This is a genomic window from Symbiobacterium turbinis, from assembly GCF_055383075.1.
The window spans coordinates 1,021,289-1,037,479 of the sequence record NZ_AP042433.1 but is presented as its reverse complement, the minus strand read 5'-3'; the positions used below and the strand labels follow the sequence as shown (position 1 = coordinate 1,037,479).

14 protein-coding genes and 1 riboswitch are annotated in these 16,191 nt (G+C 68.1%); of the genes, 5 read left to right on the top strand and 9 right to left on the bottom strand.

Annotated features, from left to right (window positions below; translation table 11 throughout):
• Positions 1-126: 126 nt before the first annotated feature.
• The 4 genes from ACZ45O_RS04930 to ACZ45O_RS04915 all read left to right on the top strand — a co-directional run bounded on the left by ACZ45O_RS04930 (position 127) and on the right by ACZ45O_RS04915 (position 5,435).
• A complete protein-coding gene (locus ACZ45O_RS04930; protein WP_464856134.1) occupies positions 127-1,422 on the top strand; it encodes an amidohydrolase in 1,296 nt (431 codons plus the stop codon).
• A gap of 249 nt (positions 1,423-1,671) precedes the next feature.
• Positions 1,672-2,790 (top strand): M20/M25/M40 family metallo-hydrolase, encoded by a 1,119-nt coding sequence (locus tag ACZ45O_RS04925; RefSeq protein ID WP_464856132.1) that lies wholly within the window; start codon positions 1,672-1,674, stop codon positions 2,788-2,790.
• An 81-nt stretch (positions 2,791-2,871) separates the two neighbouring features.
• Positions 2,872-4,128: a C4-dicarboxylate transporter DcuC gene (gene dcuC, locus ACZ45O_RS04920; protein ID WP_464856130.1), complete on the top strand. Its 1,257-nt coding sequence runs from the start codon at positions 2,872-2,874 to the stop codon at positions 4,126-4,128.
• Positions 4,129-4,217: 89 nt separating this feature from the next.
• Positions 4,218-5,435 (top strand): M20 family metallo-hydrolase, encoded by a 1,218-nt coding sequence (locus ACZ45O_RS04915; protein WP_464856128.1) that lies wholly within the window; start codon positions 4,218-4,220, stop codon positions 5,433-5,435.
• A gap of 187 nt (positions 5,436-5,622) precedes the next feature.
• Here ACZ45O_RS04915 and ACZ45O_RS04910 read toward each other — a convergent pair whose 3' ends face one another.
• From ACZ45O_RS04910 to metX, 3 genes are all read right to left on the bottom strand, one after another.
• Positions 5,623-6,093 (bottom strand): DinB family protein, encoded by a 471-nt coding sequence (locus tag ACZ45O_RS04910; RefSeq protein WP_464844833.1) that lies wholly within the window; start codon positions 6,091-6,093, stop codon positions 5,623-5,625.
• 158 nt (positions 6,094-6,251) lie between these two features.
• Positions 6,252-7,517 (bottom strand): aspartate kinase, encoded by a 1,266-nt coding sequence (locus ACZ45O_RS04905; RefSeq protein ID WP_464856126.1) that lies wholly within the window; start codon positions 7,515-7,517, stop codon positions 6,252-6,254.
• Positions 7,518-7,709: 192 nt separating this feature from the next.
• Positions 7,710-8,867: a homoserine O-acetyltransferase MetX gene (gene metX / locus ACZ45O_RS04900; protein ID WP_464856124.1), complete on the bottom strand. Its 1,158-nt coding sequence runs from the start codon at positions 8,865-8,867 to the stop codon at positions 7,710-7,712.
• A gap of 346 nt (positions 8,868-9,213) precedes the next feature.
• Positions 9,214-9,325: riboswitch (SAM riboswitch) on the bottom strand.
• 211 nt (positions 9,326-9,536) lie between these two features.
• Between metX and ACZ45O_RS04895 the strand changes: the two genes are divergently transcribed.
• On the top strand, positions 9,537-9,764 hold the full coding sequence (locus tag ACZ45O_RS04895; RefSeq protein ID WP_464856123.1) for a DUF2249 domain-containing protein: 228 nt from the start codon (positions 9,537-9,539) through the stop codon (positions 9,762-9,764).
• 94 nt (positions 9,765-9,858) lie between these two features.
• Here the strand turns inward: ACZ45O_RS04895 and spoIVA are convergent, their stop codons facing one another.
• The 6 genes from spoIVA to ACZ45O_RS04865 form a co-directional block, all read right to left on the bottom strand.
• Positions 9,859-11,340 (bottom strand): stage IV sporulation protein A, encoded by a 1,482-nt coding sequence (gene spoIVA / locus ACZ45O_RS04890; protein WP_464856121.1) that lies wholly within the window; start codon positions 11,338-11,340, stop codon positions 9,859-9,861.
• Between the two features lie 127 nt (positions 11,341-11,467).
• Entirely contained in the window at positions 11,468-12,115 is a 648-nt protein-coding gene (ytaF, locus tag ACZ45O_RS04885; RefSeq protein ID WP_464856119.1) for a sporulation membrane protein YtaF, read from the bottom strand.
• 136 nt (positions 12,116-12,251) lie between these two features.
• Positions 12,252-13,286 carry an NAD(P)H-dependent glycerol-3-phosphate dehydrogenase gene (locus tag ACZ45O_RS04880; protein WP_464856117.1) on the bottom strand — a complete coding sequence of 345 codons (1,035 nt, stop codon included), beginning with the start codon at positions 13,284-13,286 and terminating at the stop codon, positions 12,252-12,254.
• A gap of 37 nt (positions 13,287-13,323) precedes the next feature.
• Positions 13,324-13,923: a glycerol-3-phosphate 1-O-acyltransferase PlsY gene (gene plsY / locus ACZ45O_RS04875; RefSeq protein ID WP_464856115.1), complete on the bottom strand. Its 600-nt coding sequence runs from the start codon at positions 13,921-13,923 to the stop codon at positions 13,324-13,326.
• A 142-nt stretch (positions 13,924-14,065) separates the two neighbouring features.
• A complete protein-coding gene (gene der, locus ACZ45O_RS04870; RefSeq protein ID WP_464856113.1) occupies positions 14,066-15,481 on the bottom strand; it encodes a ribosome biogenesis GTPase Der in 1,416 nt (471 codons plus the stop codon).
• 58 nt (positions 15,482-15,539) lie between these two features.
• Positions 15,540-16,181 (bottom strand): hypothetical protein, encoded by a 642-nt coding sequence (locus ACZ45O_RS04865; protein WP_464856111.1) that lies wholly within the window; start codon positions 16,179-16,181, stop codon positions 15,540-15,542.
• Positions 16,182-16,191 lie beyond the last annotated feature (10 nt).

Below are 16,191 nucleotides of genomic sequence, written 5' to 3'. Positions count from 1 at the left end.
CCGCCAGGCGTGCAGTAGTGCGCCGTTAGGTGACAAACCCGAGACCCCGTTAGACCGAAAACCGGTCCCGATGGGCGATACCCCCCAGGAAAGCGGTGGATGATAATCTTGTAAGGAGGTGTTACCATGAATGTTTCAGCACGAGTTGCGAAACTAGCTCCGGAACTGGTTGAGATCCGCCGCGACCTCCACGCGCACGCGGAGAGTGGCTGGACGGAGTTCCGCACGGCCACCAAGGTCGTCGAGCGCCTGACCGAACTCGGCTATGAGGTCAAGTTCGGGCCCGAGGTGCACAACCGCGAGCACATGGCGGGCCTGCCCTCCGAGGCTGAACTGGAGCGCCACCTGGAGCGCGCGATCGCGCAGGGGGCCAATCCTGACATCGCCCGGAAGATGGCCGGGGGCTACACCGGCGTCGTCGGCATCCTGCGCTGCGGCGAGGGGCCCACCATCGGCCTGCGCTTCGATATGGACGCGCTCGACATCACCGAGTCAGACGATCCGGACCACAGGCCCAACCAGGAGGGGTTCGCCTCCAAGAACAAGGGCGCGATGCACGCCTGCGGTCACGACGGCCACACGGCGATCGGGCTGGGCGTGGCCACCGTGCTTGCTGAGATGAAGGATCAGCTGCGCGGCACCATCAAGCTGTTCTTCCAGCCCGCTGAGGAGGGCGTGCGCGGGGCCCGGGCGATGGTGGAGGCCGGCGTCTGCGACGACGTCGACTTCCTGCTGGGCGCCCACCTGGGCTTCCAGGCGAGGGAAGTTGGCACCATTATCACGGGTGGCGCCGGCTTCCTGGCCACTTCGAAGATGGACGCGATTTTCACCGGCGTTCCCTCCCACGCGGGGGCAGCCCCGGAGGCGGGCCGCAACGCGCTGCTGGCCAGCGCCACGGCAGCCCTGAACCTGCACGCGATCGCGCGCCACTCGGGCGGCGCTTCCCGGATCAACGTCGGCGTGCTGCAGGCCGGCTCCGGCCGCAACGTCACCCCGGCCAACGCGATCATGAAGTTGGAGACGCGCGGCGAGACCACGGACATCGACGCGTACATGAAGGAGCAGGCCGAGCGGATCATCAAGGCGGCCGCCGCGATGTACGACGTGCAGGTGGAGCTGAGGCCGATGGGGAGCGCCGCGGGCGGCACCAGCGATCCGGAGCTCGCGGAGATCATCGGGCAAGCCGCCGGCGAGACGCCGGGTGTCACGAAGATCCTGCCCACCGGCGATCTCGGCGGCAGCGAGGACTACGCCTGGATGATGGACCGGGTGCAGAAGCGGGGCGGCAAGGCGGCCTACATGATGATCGGTTCGAAGATCGCAGCCCCCCACCACGACTCCCGCTTCGACTTCGACGAGCGGTCGCTGCCCATCGGCGTCGAGGTGATGGTCCGGACCGTGCTGCGGCTGACCCAGAGCTAGGGAATCGCCCCGGGCGCGCACCCCACCGGCGGGGTGCGCCGCCTGAGGGATATCCGCCCTAAGTTCCAGCAAATACTTTGCCAAGGGCCTTTGGATCAGCAATGGCGATGGCCCAATGGATCACGGAACGGTGCCGGAGTAACCGCCCTATTCTCCATTCAGAGTCTACCCGCCGGCTTGCTACACTTAGGCGGGACTGACCTTTCGCCTGCATGCGCAGGCCGATTACCCCAGAAGAGGTGACGACGGTTGAGCGAACGCCCACGCATTCTGGATACCTTTCTCACGCTGGTGACCACGGACTCCCAGACGCGGAAGGAGGGCCGCATGGCCGATCTGCTGCAGGAGCGGCTGGAGGCCATGGGCTTTACCGTACAGCGGGACGATGCCGGTGAGCGCATCGGTGGTGAAACCGGCAACCTCATCGCCAAGCTGAAGGGAAACAGCGAGGGCCCGCCCCTCTGCCTGTGCGCCCATATGGACAGGGTTTCCCCTGGCACCGGCATCAAGCCGCAGATTCGCGACGGCGTGATCACCAGCGACGGCACGACGATCCTGGGCGCAGATGACGCCGCGGGTCTGGCGGCCATCCTGGAAGGTGTGCAGCGCGCCATCGAGCAGGGCGTGAAGCGGCCCGACATCGAGGTGGTCTTCACCATCGCCGAAGAGGGCGGCCTCAACGGTTCCAAGAACATGGACTTCTCCCTGATCGAGGCCCGTGAGGCATTCATCATCGACTCCTCGACGCCGGTCGGCACGATCATCAATAAGGCCCCGGCGCAGACGAAGGTGACCTACCGGGTCATTGGCAAGGCCGCCCACGGCGGCGTGGAGCCGGAGAAGGGCATCAGCGCCCTGGTCGTCGCGGCCCACGCGCTGACCCGCATGACGCTCGGCCGCATCGATGAGGAGACGACCGCCAACCTGGGGCTGGCGCAGGGCGGCAGCGCCACCAACATCGTCATGGAGACCTTCGAGATGAGGGGCGACGTGCGGTCGCTCGTCACGGAGAAGATGGAGGCCCAGGTCCAGCACATGACCGAGGTCTTCGAGCGCACCGCCGCCGAGTTCGGCGCCCGGGTGGAGGCCGACATTCAGTTCGCCTACGGCCCGGTCAACCTGAAGCCGGACGATCCCGTGGTGCAGCGGGCCGCGGCCGCCATCCGCCGGGCCGGGCTGGAGCCTGAGCTGCGGGCGACCGGCGGGGGCAGCGATGCGAACATCTTCAACAGCAGGGGCATCACCGCTTGCAACCTGGGCACGGGTTACCGCGGCGCACACAGCCTGCAGGAGAGCATCGAGATCGCGGCGCTGGAGCGCATCGGCGATGTGGTCTTCGCACTGATTGTGGAGTCCGCGTCGGCCTGACGTCGCAGGTGATCGCGGCGAGGTTCTGTCGCACTTCGCCGATCACATAAGCGTGACGCAGCAAAAGGAGTGTGGTACCGTATGCTGCCATGGATTGGTGTTCTTATCGTCCTCGGGGTCATCTATGCGATTCTGAAGCGGTACGAGACCCGAATGGTCCTGTTCACTGCCGGCCTCGTCATGGCGATCATCTCCCTGGAACCCATGTCCGCCTTCGCCCAGTTCCAGAAATCCATGACCAACGCGGGCCTCATCAGCGCGATCTGTTCGGTGATGGGCTTCGCCTACGTCATGAAGCTGACCAAGTGCGACCAGCACCTGGTCCACGCGGTCGCCGGGACCGTCGCGAAGGCCCGGGCGATCCTGATCCCGGCTACCACCATCGCCACCTTCCTCATCAACATCGCCCTGCCCAGCGCGGCCGGCTGTAGCGCGGCGGTGGGCGCGGTCATGATCCCGGTTCTGATGGCCGCCGGCGTCCACCCGGCCGTGGCCGCCGCAGCGGTGCTCGCGGGCACGTTCGGCTCCGTCCTGAGCCCGGGCAGCGCCCACATCAACATGGTGGCCGAGATGTCGGGGGCCTCTGTCGTTGAGACCATCGCCGTGGTCACGCCGGCGACGATTACCGCGGGTCTCATCGGCGCCATCGTCCTGACCCTGTTCGCCATCCTCCGCAAGGAGGACCGCGGCCACAAGTCCGACGTCCTGGCCGAGGCCAACGGCTTCAAGGTCAACCCCCTCTACGCCCTGGTGCCGGTTCTGCCCCTGGTTCTGCTGGTTCTCGGCGCCACCGTGCCCGCGATGAAGGACTGGGGCCTGACGGTGCCCGCGTGTATGGTCATCGGCGCCATGGTCGCCCTGGCTGTCACCCGCACCAACCCCGCCGAGCTCACCAAGTCCTTCTTTGACGGCATGGGCAAGGCGTACGCCGACGTCATCGGCATCATCATCGCCGCCGGCGTGTTCGCCGCCGGTCTCGGCTCGGTCGGCCTGATCGACATGCTGCTCGAGGCGGCCACCGGCGCGAAGGGCGCCATCGGCGCCGCCGGCACCTGGGGCCCGATGCTGGTCGCCATCCTGAGCGGCTCCGGCGACGCGGCCACCATCGCCTTCAACGAGGCCGTGACCCCGCACGCCGCCACGTTCGGCCTGACCATCCCGAAGCTGGGCACGCTCGCCTCCCTGGCCGGCGCCCTGGGCCGGTCCATGAGCCCCGTGGCAGGCGCGGCTATCATCGTGTCCGGTATCGCCAACGTGAACCCGATGGAGGTTGCGAAGCGCAACGCACCCGGCATGATTCTCGCCAGCATCGTCGTCTTCATTATGCAGGGGCTCTAATCGCATCCGCCGTACACACGGCGGGGTCCTGCGCACTGGCGCGGGGCCCCGCCGGTCTATCCTCATCATCGTAGAAAGGGGAATCTATTATGCCCGTACAGCCTGCTCGCATCGAACGCGACCTGAATGCCTTCGCGCAGTTCGGCCGCTCCGGCCCCACCGCCGTCACCCGGCTGGCCTTGACGCCGGAGGACCGCGCGGCGCGGGCCCACTTTATTGAGCTCTGCCGCGCCGAGGGCCTTGAGGTGCGCATTGACCGCTTCGGAAACATCGCCGCTGTCCTGGGCGAGTGGGACCGGCCCGCCCTTCTGATGGGCTCCCACCTGGACAGCGTGCCCAACGCGGGCCGCTTCGACGGCGTGGTCGGCGTGGTCGCCGCGCTGGAGGTCATCCGGGCGCTGAAGGAGGACGGCCAACTGCCGCGGGTGCCGGTCGGGGTCGTCAACTTCACGTCGGAAGAGTCCTCCCGCTGGGGCCGGGCGACGCTGGGCTCGAAGGCCCTGGCGGGCGTGATCCCCGAGGATGAGCTGATGGCCTACGCAGACCGCGACGGCATCACCTTCGGCCAGGCCTTGCAGGAGAACGCCGGGTACGATCTTGTCGACGGTCCCCGGGACTTCGGTCCCATTGCCGGCTTCTTCGAGATGCACATCGAACAGGGGCCCGAGCTGCTCTACGCCGAAAAGCCGGTCGGCGTGGTCAGCCACATCGCGGCGCCCTCCCGCTACAAGGTGTTCGTCAAGGGCACGGCCGCCCATTCCGGCGCAACCCTGATGGGCCGGCGGAAGGACGGCCTCGTGGCCGCCTCAGAGCTCGTGCTGGGGCTGGAGCGTCTTGCCAAGGAGGTCGGCGACGCGGTGGTGGCCACGGCGACGATCTTCAGCGTGAAGCCGGTCTCCATCAACGTCATCCCCGGCGAGGTGGAGCTGGGGGTCGATATCCGCGGCATCGAGAAGGAGAGCATCGGCCGGGTCACCGACGGCTTCCGGAAGCTGGTGGCGGACGTGTCGGCCAGGCGGGGGATCGAGATCGAGATCGAGACCCTCTCCGAGGAAGCGCCGGTCACGCTGGACGCCGGCATGGTGGAACGGCTCTGCCAGGCGTGCGAGCAGAAGGGCATTCCCTACCTGCGCACCGTGAGCCGCGCGGGGCACGACGCCATGTACGTGGCCCGCATCGCGCCGACGGCAATGCTCTTCGTCCCCAGCAAGGACGGCCTGAGCCACAACCCCGCGGAATTCACGTCGCTGGAGGAGATCGCGCTGGGGACCGAGGTGCTGGCGGAAGCCGTGCGCTCGTTCCGCTAGTCCCTCTCCCCTTTCACGAGCCATCACCCCTGTGGGCTGAGCACCGCCCGCCCGGCGGCGCTCAGCCCACCTGCGTCACAGCGCGGCGCATGTTGCGTCTTGCGGCCGACCGTAGAGGCCCGCGGTCCGGCGCGCGGCGGTCCGGCCGGATCAAACCGGCCGGACCGCAAGGTTTTCCGCTCAAATGTTACCGCTCGTAGAAGGGCGGCGGCTCGATGCCCAGCATGCGCAGGTAGGTGTAGCCCTGCCCCCGGTGGTGGATCTCGTTCTCCAGGGCGTAGATGAAACGGCTCAGGTTGGTCTGCGGCGTGGGGTCGAAGAAGGGGTCGCTCTCCTCGGCCAGCAGCCGCTCCACGGTGATCTTGGGCCACAGCTCCAGCGTCCGCCTGCGCACGGCGGCGCAGGCATCCAGCAGCGCCTGCTTGGTGTTCAGCCCCTTGTGGGGATTGAAGACCCACTCCCCCGTGGCCACCCCGCGCACGTATCCGTCCTCGATGTCCAGGATCTCCTTCACCATGTCGGCGAAGGGCCTCATCGCTTCAGCGGCCTTGAAGCGGAACAGCGCTTCCTCGGGAAACGCCTCGATCGTGCGGAGGGTCAGCCGGCGGTTGCCCTCCATCATCTCCAGCAGGGACGCGGGCGTGAGCAGTTCGCCCATGTCATCCACCTCCCATGATGTTGGCGTGTCTGAACGCCGTTGCGAGGATTTCGACACTTTCCCGCAAGCTCCTGCGAGCGCGGTTCCACGCCGCGCAGACGCCGCATGCGCGAGCGGCGGGTCCCCTGGCCGGGACCCGCCGCCTGACGCGCTGTACACTATTCCACGATCGGCTCCAGCTTGCCCAGCTGGAACTTGTCGTGCACCGCCCGCACGGCCTCCATCGCCTGAGAGGCGCGCACGAGACAGGAGATCTTGATCTCGGAGCCGGTGATCAGCTCGATGTTAATGCCCTTCTCCGCCAGGGCCTCGAACATCTTCGCCGCGACGCCGTAGTTGGAGGCGACGCCGGAGCCGACGATGGAGACCTTGGCCACGTCGGTGTCGTAGACGACCCGGGCGCCGGGAAACTCCGGCAGGAGCGAGTTGCAGACCTCCAGCGCCACGTCCAGGTCATCGCGGGCGCAGGTGAACGAGATGTCCGCAGTCGGGCCGTTGCCACAGCCGGTCCCTGCCGACTGCACGATCATGTCCAGGTTGATGCGGGCGTCGCCCAGGGCCTTGAACGCCTTATACGCCACGCCCGGCCTGTCGGGCAGGCCCAGCAGCGTGATGTGCGCCACCTTCGAATCCACAGCCACGCCGGAGACAACGCGGCGGTTGTTCGGGCTCAACTTTGCCACCACCTTCGTGCCCCGCTCTTCGCCGCCCTCGTCGGGCAGCGGGGCGAGGGAACTAAGTACCTCAAACTCTACGCCGTACTGCTTCGCAAGCTCCACGGACCGCAGCTGCATCACCTGCGACCCGGCGGCGGCCAGTTCGAGGATCTCGTCGTACGAGATCTCATCCAGCCGGCCGGCGGTGGGCACCAGTCGCGGGTCGGCGGAGTAGACGCCGTCCACGTCCGTGAAGATCTGGCACTCATCCGCCTCCAGGTAGGCCGCCAGGGCGATCGCCGAGGCGTCAGAGCCGCCGCGGCCGAGCGTGGTGATGTCGCCGTGCTCGTCGAGCCCCTGGAAGCCCGCGACGATGACCACCCTGCCCTCACCCAGCTCCCGCCGGATGCGGGCGGTGTCGATGTTCAGGATCTTCGCAGCCCGATGATGGTCGTCGGTCTGCACCCCGGCCTGGGGCCCGGTGAGCGACACCGCGTCGACCCCCAGCTCGTGCAGGGCCATGGTGAGCAGCGCGATGGAGACCTGCTCACCGGTGGCCAGCAGTACGTCCATTTCACGGGGCGACGGCCGGTCCGTGATGGACCGGGCGCGGTCGATGAGCTCATCGGTCATGTCCCCCGGGGCGCTGACCACGACCACGACGTCATTTCCCTGCTTCTTCTTCCAGGCGATGCGCCTGGCCACCCGGCGGTACTTCTCGGCGGTGGAAACCGACGAGCCGCCAAACTTTTGCACGACAATACCCAAGAGCGCCCTCTCCTCCTCTATCAACCAGCGTGTCTCTGCGAGGTCAGGCGCTCACGAGGTGGGCTCCGCGCGCCACGCGAGCGGTCCGGACAGCCCGTTTGCCAGCTTTCCCCGAGTTGTCCATGGATCCCACCTCCTCTCCACCACGTGGAGGTATAATACCTTAATTATACACCTGCCCTGCAGGAGCGTCTACGCCTCCGAGCCGTCTGCCGCCTCCAGCTCCTGCAGGAAGCGCCGGATCGGCTGCTCGATCAGCGCGAAATCCACCAGGAACGCATCGTGCCCCCAGGGCGAGTCCATCTCCAGGTACTCCGCCTGGCCGCCGGCCGCCCGCACCAGTTCCACGGTCTCCTGCTGCAGGTACGGGGGGAACAGCAGGTCCGAACGGATCCCGATGGCCAGCACCTTCGCCTTGATCAGCCCGTGGGCCGCCTCGTAGGAGCCCCGTCCCCGTCCCAGGTCCATCAGATCCATCGCCCGGGTGAGGTAGAGGTACGAGTTGGCGTCGAACCGCTCCACCAGCTTCTGCCCCTGGTAGTGCAGGTACGACTCCACCTGGTAGGCGACCCCGAAGCCCTGCTCCAGTGGGCTGACCCCGCCGAGAACGTCTCGGCCGAACTGGGTCCACATCGACTCGTCGGACCGATAGGTGATCATGCCCAGCATGCGGGCCGTGGCCAGCCCCCGCACAGGGCCCGGCGTGCCGTAGTACTGCCCGCCCCGGAAGTCGGGGTCGTTCAGGATGGCCTGCCGCTGCACCTCGTTGAAGGCGATGCCCTGCGGGTGAAAGCGGCCCGCGCCGCCGATGGGGATGATGCCCCGCATGCGGTCCGGATATGTCGCTGCCCACTCCAGCGCCTGCATGGCCCCCAGCGAGCCGCCCACCACCGCCACCAGCCGCCTTACCCCGAGCAGGTCCAGCAGCCTGGCCTGGGCGCGGACCATGTCGCGGACGGTGACGACGGGGAAGTCCAGACCGTAGGGCCGGCCGGTCTCGGGATTCGCGGACCCGGGCCCCGTCGAACCCTGGCAGCCGCCCAGCACGTTGGAGCAGATCACGCAGTACCGGTCGGTATCCAGGGCCTTGCCCGGCCCCACCGCGTCGTCCCACCAGCCCGGCTTCCGGTCGTCCGGCCTGTACCGGCCGGCCACGTGACTGTCCCCGGTCAGGGCGTGGCAGACCAGAATGGCGTTGTCGGCCGTCGCGTTCAGCCGACCGAAGACCTCGTAACAGAGGGTCACCGCCGTGAGGGTCCGACCGCTCTCCAGAACCAGCGGGAAGTCCGGAAACGCCACCCGTGCGTACTGCCGCCGCGACAGCAAGGTGGACACTGTTGCCGCGGTCACGCCCCCACCCCCTCTATCCCCATCACTTTATGGATGCCGCTGCACTCAGCATTCCCAGAGCCTGACCGGCAAACCCAACGCCCAGTACCAGGAGGCCCGGGGCAAGCGTCGTCTCCCGCATGGGCAGGTTCAGGGCCTGCACCCCCAGGAGAGCCGCTGCGCTGGTCAGTGTCGTGGCTGATGCAGCCCCCACCAGACCACAGCCAGGAACCCCAGGAACGAGACGCCCCCCAGCACGACTGCATGCGTACTCCTCCCCTGACGCATGCGCATTTCCGACCATCGAAAAAGCCGCTCCCGATAAGGGAGCGGCTGGCAAAGCGCTGGATTGCTCAGTGGATCCGCTCTCTTATCTTCCGGCGGGCTGCCGCCGGTGGAATTGGCACCTTCAGACGCCGCCACGCGCCTGGGTTGCCGGGTTTCATCGGGCCAGTTCCCTCCACCTCTCTGGATAAGAGCCGCCGGAAGAAGCTTCCGGACGGACGCCGTATGAAGTTTGAGGAAGATGGTAGCATGAGTCCGGTACCGCTGTCAATACCAGGATCAGTGTTTGCCTCGAGAAAAGCGCCTTGCCGGTTTCGTTTCCATGGAACGGTGATACGGATCACTTTTTCCTGGGTGAAAGCGGGTACCATAGAGGGCGAGAAACGGCAAAGGTGGTGTGGGTACATGGCTCTCAAAGAGCTCGATGTTCGCGAGATTCCGCCCGCGCAGCGGCACCCGCTGATCTTCCAGACCTTCGAGTCGCTGGCCCCCGGTGAGGCGATGCGCCTCATCAACGACCACGACCCCAAGCCGCTGTACTACCAGTTCGCCGCCGAGCTCACCGGCCAGTTTGAATGGGAGTACGAGGAGCAGGGGCCGGAGGCCTGGAAGGTGCGGATCACCAAGAAGTAGGCCGCCTCCGCAGGGGCGGGCCGGATCTGCCCCTTCTCCGAAGCAGCTCCGGTGCCCGGTAAGTCGGGAGGGGGGGCGATGCCCCCCTCCCGACTTAGATAATGATGCAGATCAGCCCGCCTGATCCCTCGTTGATGATGCGGCTGAGCGTCTCCTGCAGCTTCACCTGCGCGTCGTCGGGCATGCGGTGCAGCTTGGCCCGGATGCCCTCCTGCACCAGCTCGTGCAGCGACTTGCCGAAGATGTCGAACTCCCAGAGCTGTTGCGGGTCGTCCTCGAACCGGTCCAGCAGGTACTGAACCAGCTCCTCGCCCTGCTTGGCGGTGCCGATGATCGGCGTCACCTCGGCGGAGATGTCCGCGCGGATGAAGTGCAGGCTCGGAGCCGTGGCCTGGAGCTTCACGCCGTACATGATGCCCTGCCGCACCAGCTCCGGCTCCTCGAAGGTGATGTCCTCGATGGCCGGGGTCACGACGCCGTAGCCGGTCGCCTTCACATCCTCCAGGGCGTCCCGGATCTTGTCGTACTCCCGCTTTGCCTCGGTATACTCCCGGAGCAGCCGGACCATGGTGTGCTTCCCTTCCAGGGGCACCCCCGTGATCTCCTCCAGCACCTGGTAGTAGAGGTCGTCGCGGGCCTCGGTCTGCACGTGGGCGACGCCGGCCCCCATGTCGATGGACTGCAGGTTGACGGCCGCCATGAACTCGTACGAGCTCAGCCGCTCCACCGCGGCGTCGACGTCGCGGATCTTCTGAATCCCCTGCAGCGCCTCCGCGATGGCCTCCTCGAACTGGGCGCGCACCGGATGGGCGCTGTCCAGCTCCTCCACCCACCGGGGCAGGGCGATGTTGGCCTCCCGGACCGGGAACTCGAAGAGCGCCTGCTCAAGGATGAGGTGGACGTCATCCTGGGTCAGCTCGCTGGCATCGACCGGGATGACGGGCGCGTTGTACTTGACCTCCAGCTCGCCGGCGAGCTCCATGGTCTCCTGCGCGTAGGGCCGCGTGGTGTTCAGAACGATGACGAAGGGCTTGCCCAGGGACTGCAGTTCGGCCACCACCCGCTCCTCGGCCTCCAGGTACTTGCCCCGGGCGAGGTCGGTGATGGTGCCGTCGGTCGTCATCAGCAGGCCGATGGTGGAGTGCTCGGCAATGACCTTGCGGGTGCCGATCTCGGCCGCGTCGTGGAACGGGATCTCGCCTTCAAACCACGGCGTGCGCACCATGCGGGGCGACCCGTCCTCATCCAGGTAGCCCAGGGCGCCCTCCACGGCGTAGCCTACCGAGTCGACGAGCCGCACCCTGACCGTCAGCCCCTCGCCCAGGGTGAGCTCGACCGCCTCGTCGGGCACGAACTTGGGCTCGACCGTCATGATGGTCCGGCCGTTCCCGGACTGCGGCAGCTCGTCGCGGATGCGGGCCTGCTCGTACTCGTCTTCAATGTTCGGAAGGATGACCTGCTCGGCAAGACGGCGGATGAAGGTGGACTTTCCGGTCCGGACCGGGCCCACCACACCGATGTAGATGTCCCCTCCGGTCCGCCTCGCGACGTCCTCAAAGATGTCAATCCTCTCCACGCCAGTACCCTCCCTAAGGTAGCCGCGACGCCGGCGGCCGCACACTCGCCGCGGCATTCGTACTCAGAATGTGGCTCGGGTCCCGTGTCCTACCGCCAATGCTATGAGCGGCCCCGGGAGGGTATGTCTACGCGATCATCCGGTAAAGTCCGAGCAGGGTGAGCAGCACACCGTGCACGGCGGTCCAGCGGCCGTTGAGCCGCAGCGGGAGCAGGCCGGCCGCGTGGGAGCCCGCCGTCAGCAGCGCAAACGAGGCGGCCGCGGCGGCCAGGGGCAGGCTGAGCGGAGAGAAGCCGGTCATCGCGGCCCCGAGGCCCGCAGCCACCGAATCCAGCGCAAGCGCCACCCCCAGCAGAAGCGCCTCGGCCGGGTTGATGTGGCCGGAGCGGTCCAGGTCGGCCGCCGCCGGCTCCCGCAGGATCTCCACCACAATCCCCACGGAGCCCAGCCGCAGCCGCCAGACCCTGTGCAGCGGATCGGTCCTGCGCGGACTCGCGGGCGACCCCGGGCGCGACCTGAGCGTCTGAACAGTGATCCAGAGGCCCGTGAGGGCTAGAATGGCCGCACCGGTTCGCTGTGCCACCAGCGGCGAGAGGCGCGCCGCCAGCAGCGTCCCCGCCCCCATGGCCGCCGCCAGCAGCAGGCCGGTGGCCAGACTGACGATGGCGGCCGCCACCCAGGGGACGCGGATGCCCCGCAGGCCGTACAGCAGGCCGACCATCAGGGCGTCGAGGCTCAGGGCAGCAGCCAGAAGCAGCAGTGAAACGGAGTCCACGTACGGCGCACCCCCTCGGAACCCGGTCCGAGGGCATCCTACGCCGGCCGCGCCCCGGGGGTGATCGAAACACACCCGGTGGGCGACGACGCACAGCAAAGGCCTGCGGCAGGGCAGATCCTGCTGCAGGCCTTTCTCACCTGGATTCGGGCGGGTCCAGCTTCGCCTCCGCCACCTCTTCCAGTTCATGCGCCCGGGGACGGGCCATCAGCCGTTCCATGGCCGCGAGCGGCGGGAGATCTTCGTAGAGCACCTGGTAGATCGCCTCGGTGATGGGCATCCGCACCTCGCAGCGCCGGGCCAGCTGCCAGGCGGCCCGGGTCGTCACCACGCCCTCCACCGTGAGGCCGGTTTCAGCCAGGAAGGCGGCGATGGACTGCCCCCGCCCGATGGCGAGCCCGGCCCTGCGGTTGCGCGAGCTGTCGCCGGTACAGGAGAGCACCAGGTCGCCCATGCCCGCCAGGCCGGCGAAGGTCAGGGGGTTGGCCCCCATGGCGCGGCCGAGGCGCGCCATCTCCACCAGGCCGCGCGTGATCAGGGCGGCCCGGGCGTTGTCGCCCAGGTTCAACCCGTCCGAGATCCCGACCCCCAGGGCGATGACGTTCTTCAGGGCTCCGGCCAGCTCTACCCCGGTGCGGTCGGGGTTGGTGTAAATGCGGAACCGGTCGGTCATCAGGACCTCCTGCACCCGGTCGGCCAGCGCGAGGTCCGGGCACGCCGCCACTGCCCCGGTGGGCAGCCCCGCAGCCACCTCGTGCGCGAAGTTGGGCCCGGAGAGCGCGACGATACGCTCCCGGTGCGCCGGGAGCTCCTCCCCTACCACCTGGTGCACGAGCAGGTGGGTCTCGGGCTCGATAGATTTGGTCACGGTGACGACGATGGCGTCCGGTCGCAGGTGCGGCCGCACGAGCCGGCACACCGACCGGAGTCCGGCGCCGGCCGGGCTCAGGATCACCAGATCGGCGCCGGCCACCGCTTCCTCCGGGCGCTCGCAGGCCGCGACGTTGTCCGGGAGCCGCAGGCCCGGCAGGGCCGGATGGCCCCGGTCCCAGCCCCAGCTCCACCCCGGCGTGCGGCGCCAGAGCCGAACGGCGCCGCCGCCCGCCGCCGCGGGCACGGCCAGGGCCGTCCCCCAGACGCCGGCGGGCAGGATGGCAATCTGCGTTGACACCGACGACCCGCCCCCCTTGCTTGCGGTGCGTGCCTTCTCAGGTTCGCGGCCGCGCCTTGGCCCCCAGCCGGTTCTCGGTTCCGGCGGCAATGCGCTTCATGTTCTCCCAGTGGCGGACGTAGATCACGACGGCGAGGCCCACCACCAGCAGCCGGTGCGGCAGCGGCGGGCTGATCAGAAAGATCTGTACCACCACGGCCAGGGTGGCCGTCAGCGAGCCCAGGGAGACCCAGCGCGTGGGCGCCACGGCCAGCGCGCCGGCCGCGATGCCGATCAGCACCGCCAGCGGGTAGTGGAGCAGCATCACGCCGCCGCTGGTGGCCACGCTCTTCCCCCCGCGGAAGCGCAGCCACACGGGGTAGGAGTGGCCCAGAGACGCCATGAGCCCCGCCGCGGCGAATCCCCAGTCGCCCGCCCAGCGCTGCCCCAGGTAGGCCGCCAGCAGACCCTTCCCGATGTCGCACAGCACGGTGAAGAGCGCGGCCCACGGGCCCAGCGTGCGTAGCACGTTGGTGCCGCCGGTCGCGCCGCTGCCGTAGCGGCGCACATCGATGCCCTGCAGCTTGCCCATCAGGAAGCCGACGGGAATCGAACCCAGTAGGTAGCCCAGCATCGCGACGATGACTAGCTCCGCCACGGCCCGTGCCCTCCTTCTCACAACCCATAGCGGGTCGGCCCGCGATCGGGTTAGAGATCACTAATTCGCCGTCCGTGGGGTTATTCCTGGTTTTAGTACGAGGTAATATATGCAGGCCCCGCGCGTTTCGGCTCCCCGCCCGCTACTCGGTGGAGCGCTTGCGCGCAGCCCGGCGGATCTCCTGCGTCCTGCCGCCGGGCAGCACCCGCCGCACCCGCGCGGGCCGCTCCGAGAGCTTCACCTTTGCCCGGGTCCGGAAGTAGAGGTTGATGGGCGTTCCTTCGAACCGGTAGGTCTCCCGGAGCTGGTTTTCCAGGTACCTCCGGTACGAGAAGTGGACCAGCTCGCTGTCGTTGACGAAGAAGACGAACCCCGGCGGGCTCACGTGGGGCTGGGTGGCGAAGAGGACCTTCAGTCGCCGCCCCTTGTCCGACGGCGGCGGATTCAGCGCGACGGCCTCACGGATCAGGTCGTTCAGCTCCCGGGTGGGAATGCGCCGGGCATGGTTCTCCGCGGCCTCCCTGATCAGCGGCAGGAGCCGGTGCACCCGGGCGCGGGTCTTCGCGGAGACAAAGTGGACCATCACGTAGTCCATGAAGGCCAGCCGCTCCCGGACCTCCTCGGTCATCTTGGCCATGGTGCGGTCGTCCTTCTCGATCAGGTCCCACTTGTTGACCACGACGATGCACGCCTTGCCGCTTTCGTGGGCGTAGCCGGCGATGCGCTGGTCCTGCTCGGTCACGCCGTCCTGCGCGTCGATGACCATCAGCACCACCTGCGCCCGTTCGACGGCCCGCAGAGCCCGCATCACCGAGTACCGCTCCACCGGCTGGTCCACCTTGGCCCGGCGGCGCATGCCGGCGGTGTCAATCAGCAGGAAGCGGTCCTCCCCCCGCTCCACCAGCACGTCGATGGCGTCACGGGTGGTGCCGGGAACGTCGGAGACGATCACCCGCTCCTCGCCCAGGACGGCGTTGACCAGCGACGACTTGCCCACGTTCGGCCGGCCGATAACGGCGACCCGGATGGGGCCGTCCTCCTCCGGCGCCGCGTCCGGGAGGTCGGGCAGCGCGGCCACCACCGCGTCCAGAAGGTCGCCCGTGCCCAGGCCGTGCTCGGCGGAGACCGTGATCAGGGGCTCCAGGCCCAGCGCCCAGAACTCCAGGGCCAGGTCCTCGCGCTTCAGGTTCTCCACCTTGTTTACGGCGACGATCACCGGCTTCTGCACCCGGCGAAGCAGCTCGGCCACGTCCAGGTCCGGCGCGGTCACGCCATCGGTCACATCGACCACAAAGATGATGGCGTCGGCCTCCCGGATGGCCAGCTCCGCCTGGCGGGTGACGTGCGCCTCGATGGTGTCGCCTTCCTTGTCCAGCTGAATGCCGCCCGTGTCCACGAGGGTCAGGACGCGGCCGTTCCACTCGGTGTCCGCGTAGAGCCGGTCGCGGGTCACTCCGGGCTGGTCCTCCACAATGGCCTGGCGGCTCTGCGTGAGCCGGTTGAACAGCGTAGACTTGCCGACATTCGGACGGCCTACAATCGCTACGATGGGTTTCATGGGCTTTTTCCTCCTGTCTCTCCCACCCTGCACATTATCCAGGATGGACCAGCGGCGGTCAAGACGTGGGCAGATTCGGCGGCGCAGCCGTCCGTCTCTCCGTCGCGCCGGTCTGGAGCAGCTCGGTCAGCGTCAGGCTGAGCACGCCTGCCACCAGCGCCGTGCCGTGGAACGCCCCTCCGCCCATCCGGAAGACGATGTCCGGGTGCCCCGCCGCGATGTAGTGCAGGTAGTGGTACAGGTCGGCGGCCAGCGAGCCCCACACGGCCGAGGCGAAGGCGGCCGGGCGCGTGTGGCCGATGACGCATCCCAGGGTGCCCGCGACTGCCGCATACAGGTACTGCGCGTCCAGGTAGAACAGGTTCAGCTCGGTGGGCCAGCCGGGCGGGAAGTAGAGGCTGATCAGGGCCAGGCTCGCCGCGCCGGTGGCCGCCCCGCCCACGGCCAGCACGGGCTCCCACCAGCGGCGCACGCCCTTCAGCAGGTAGAGGGTGAGACACAGAGGCAGCAGGCCGCTGCCCAGATTGAGCGTCAGCCTCGGCGTCAGGCTCAGCTCCACCAAGGTCCCCGCCAGCATGGCAAGGAGGACCGCCAGCGCGCCGCGCTCGCTCAGCCCCAGGCGGCGCAGCGGGCCGGTCAGGAAACCGGTGGCGGTCAGCACAGACAACAGAACGAGCAGAATGGGACCCACAGGCATCACGCGGCGACCC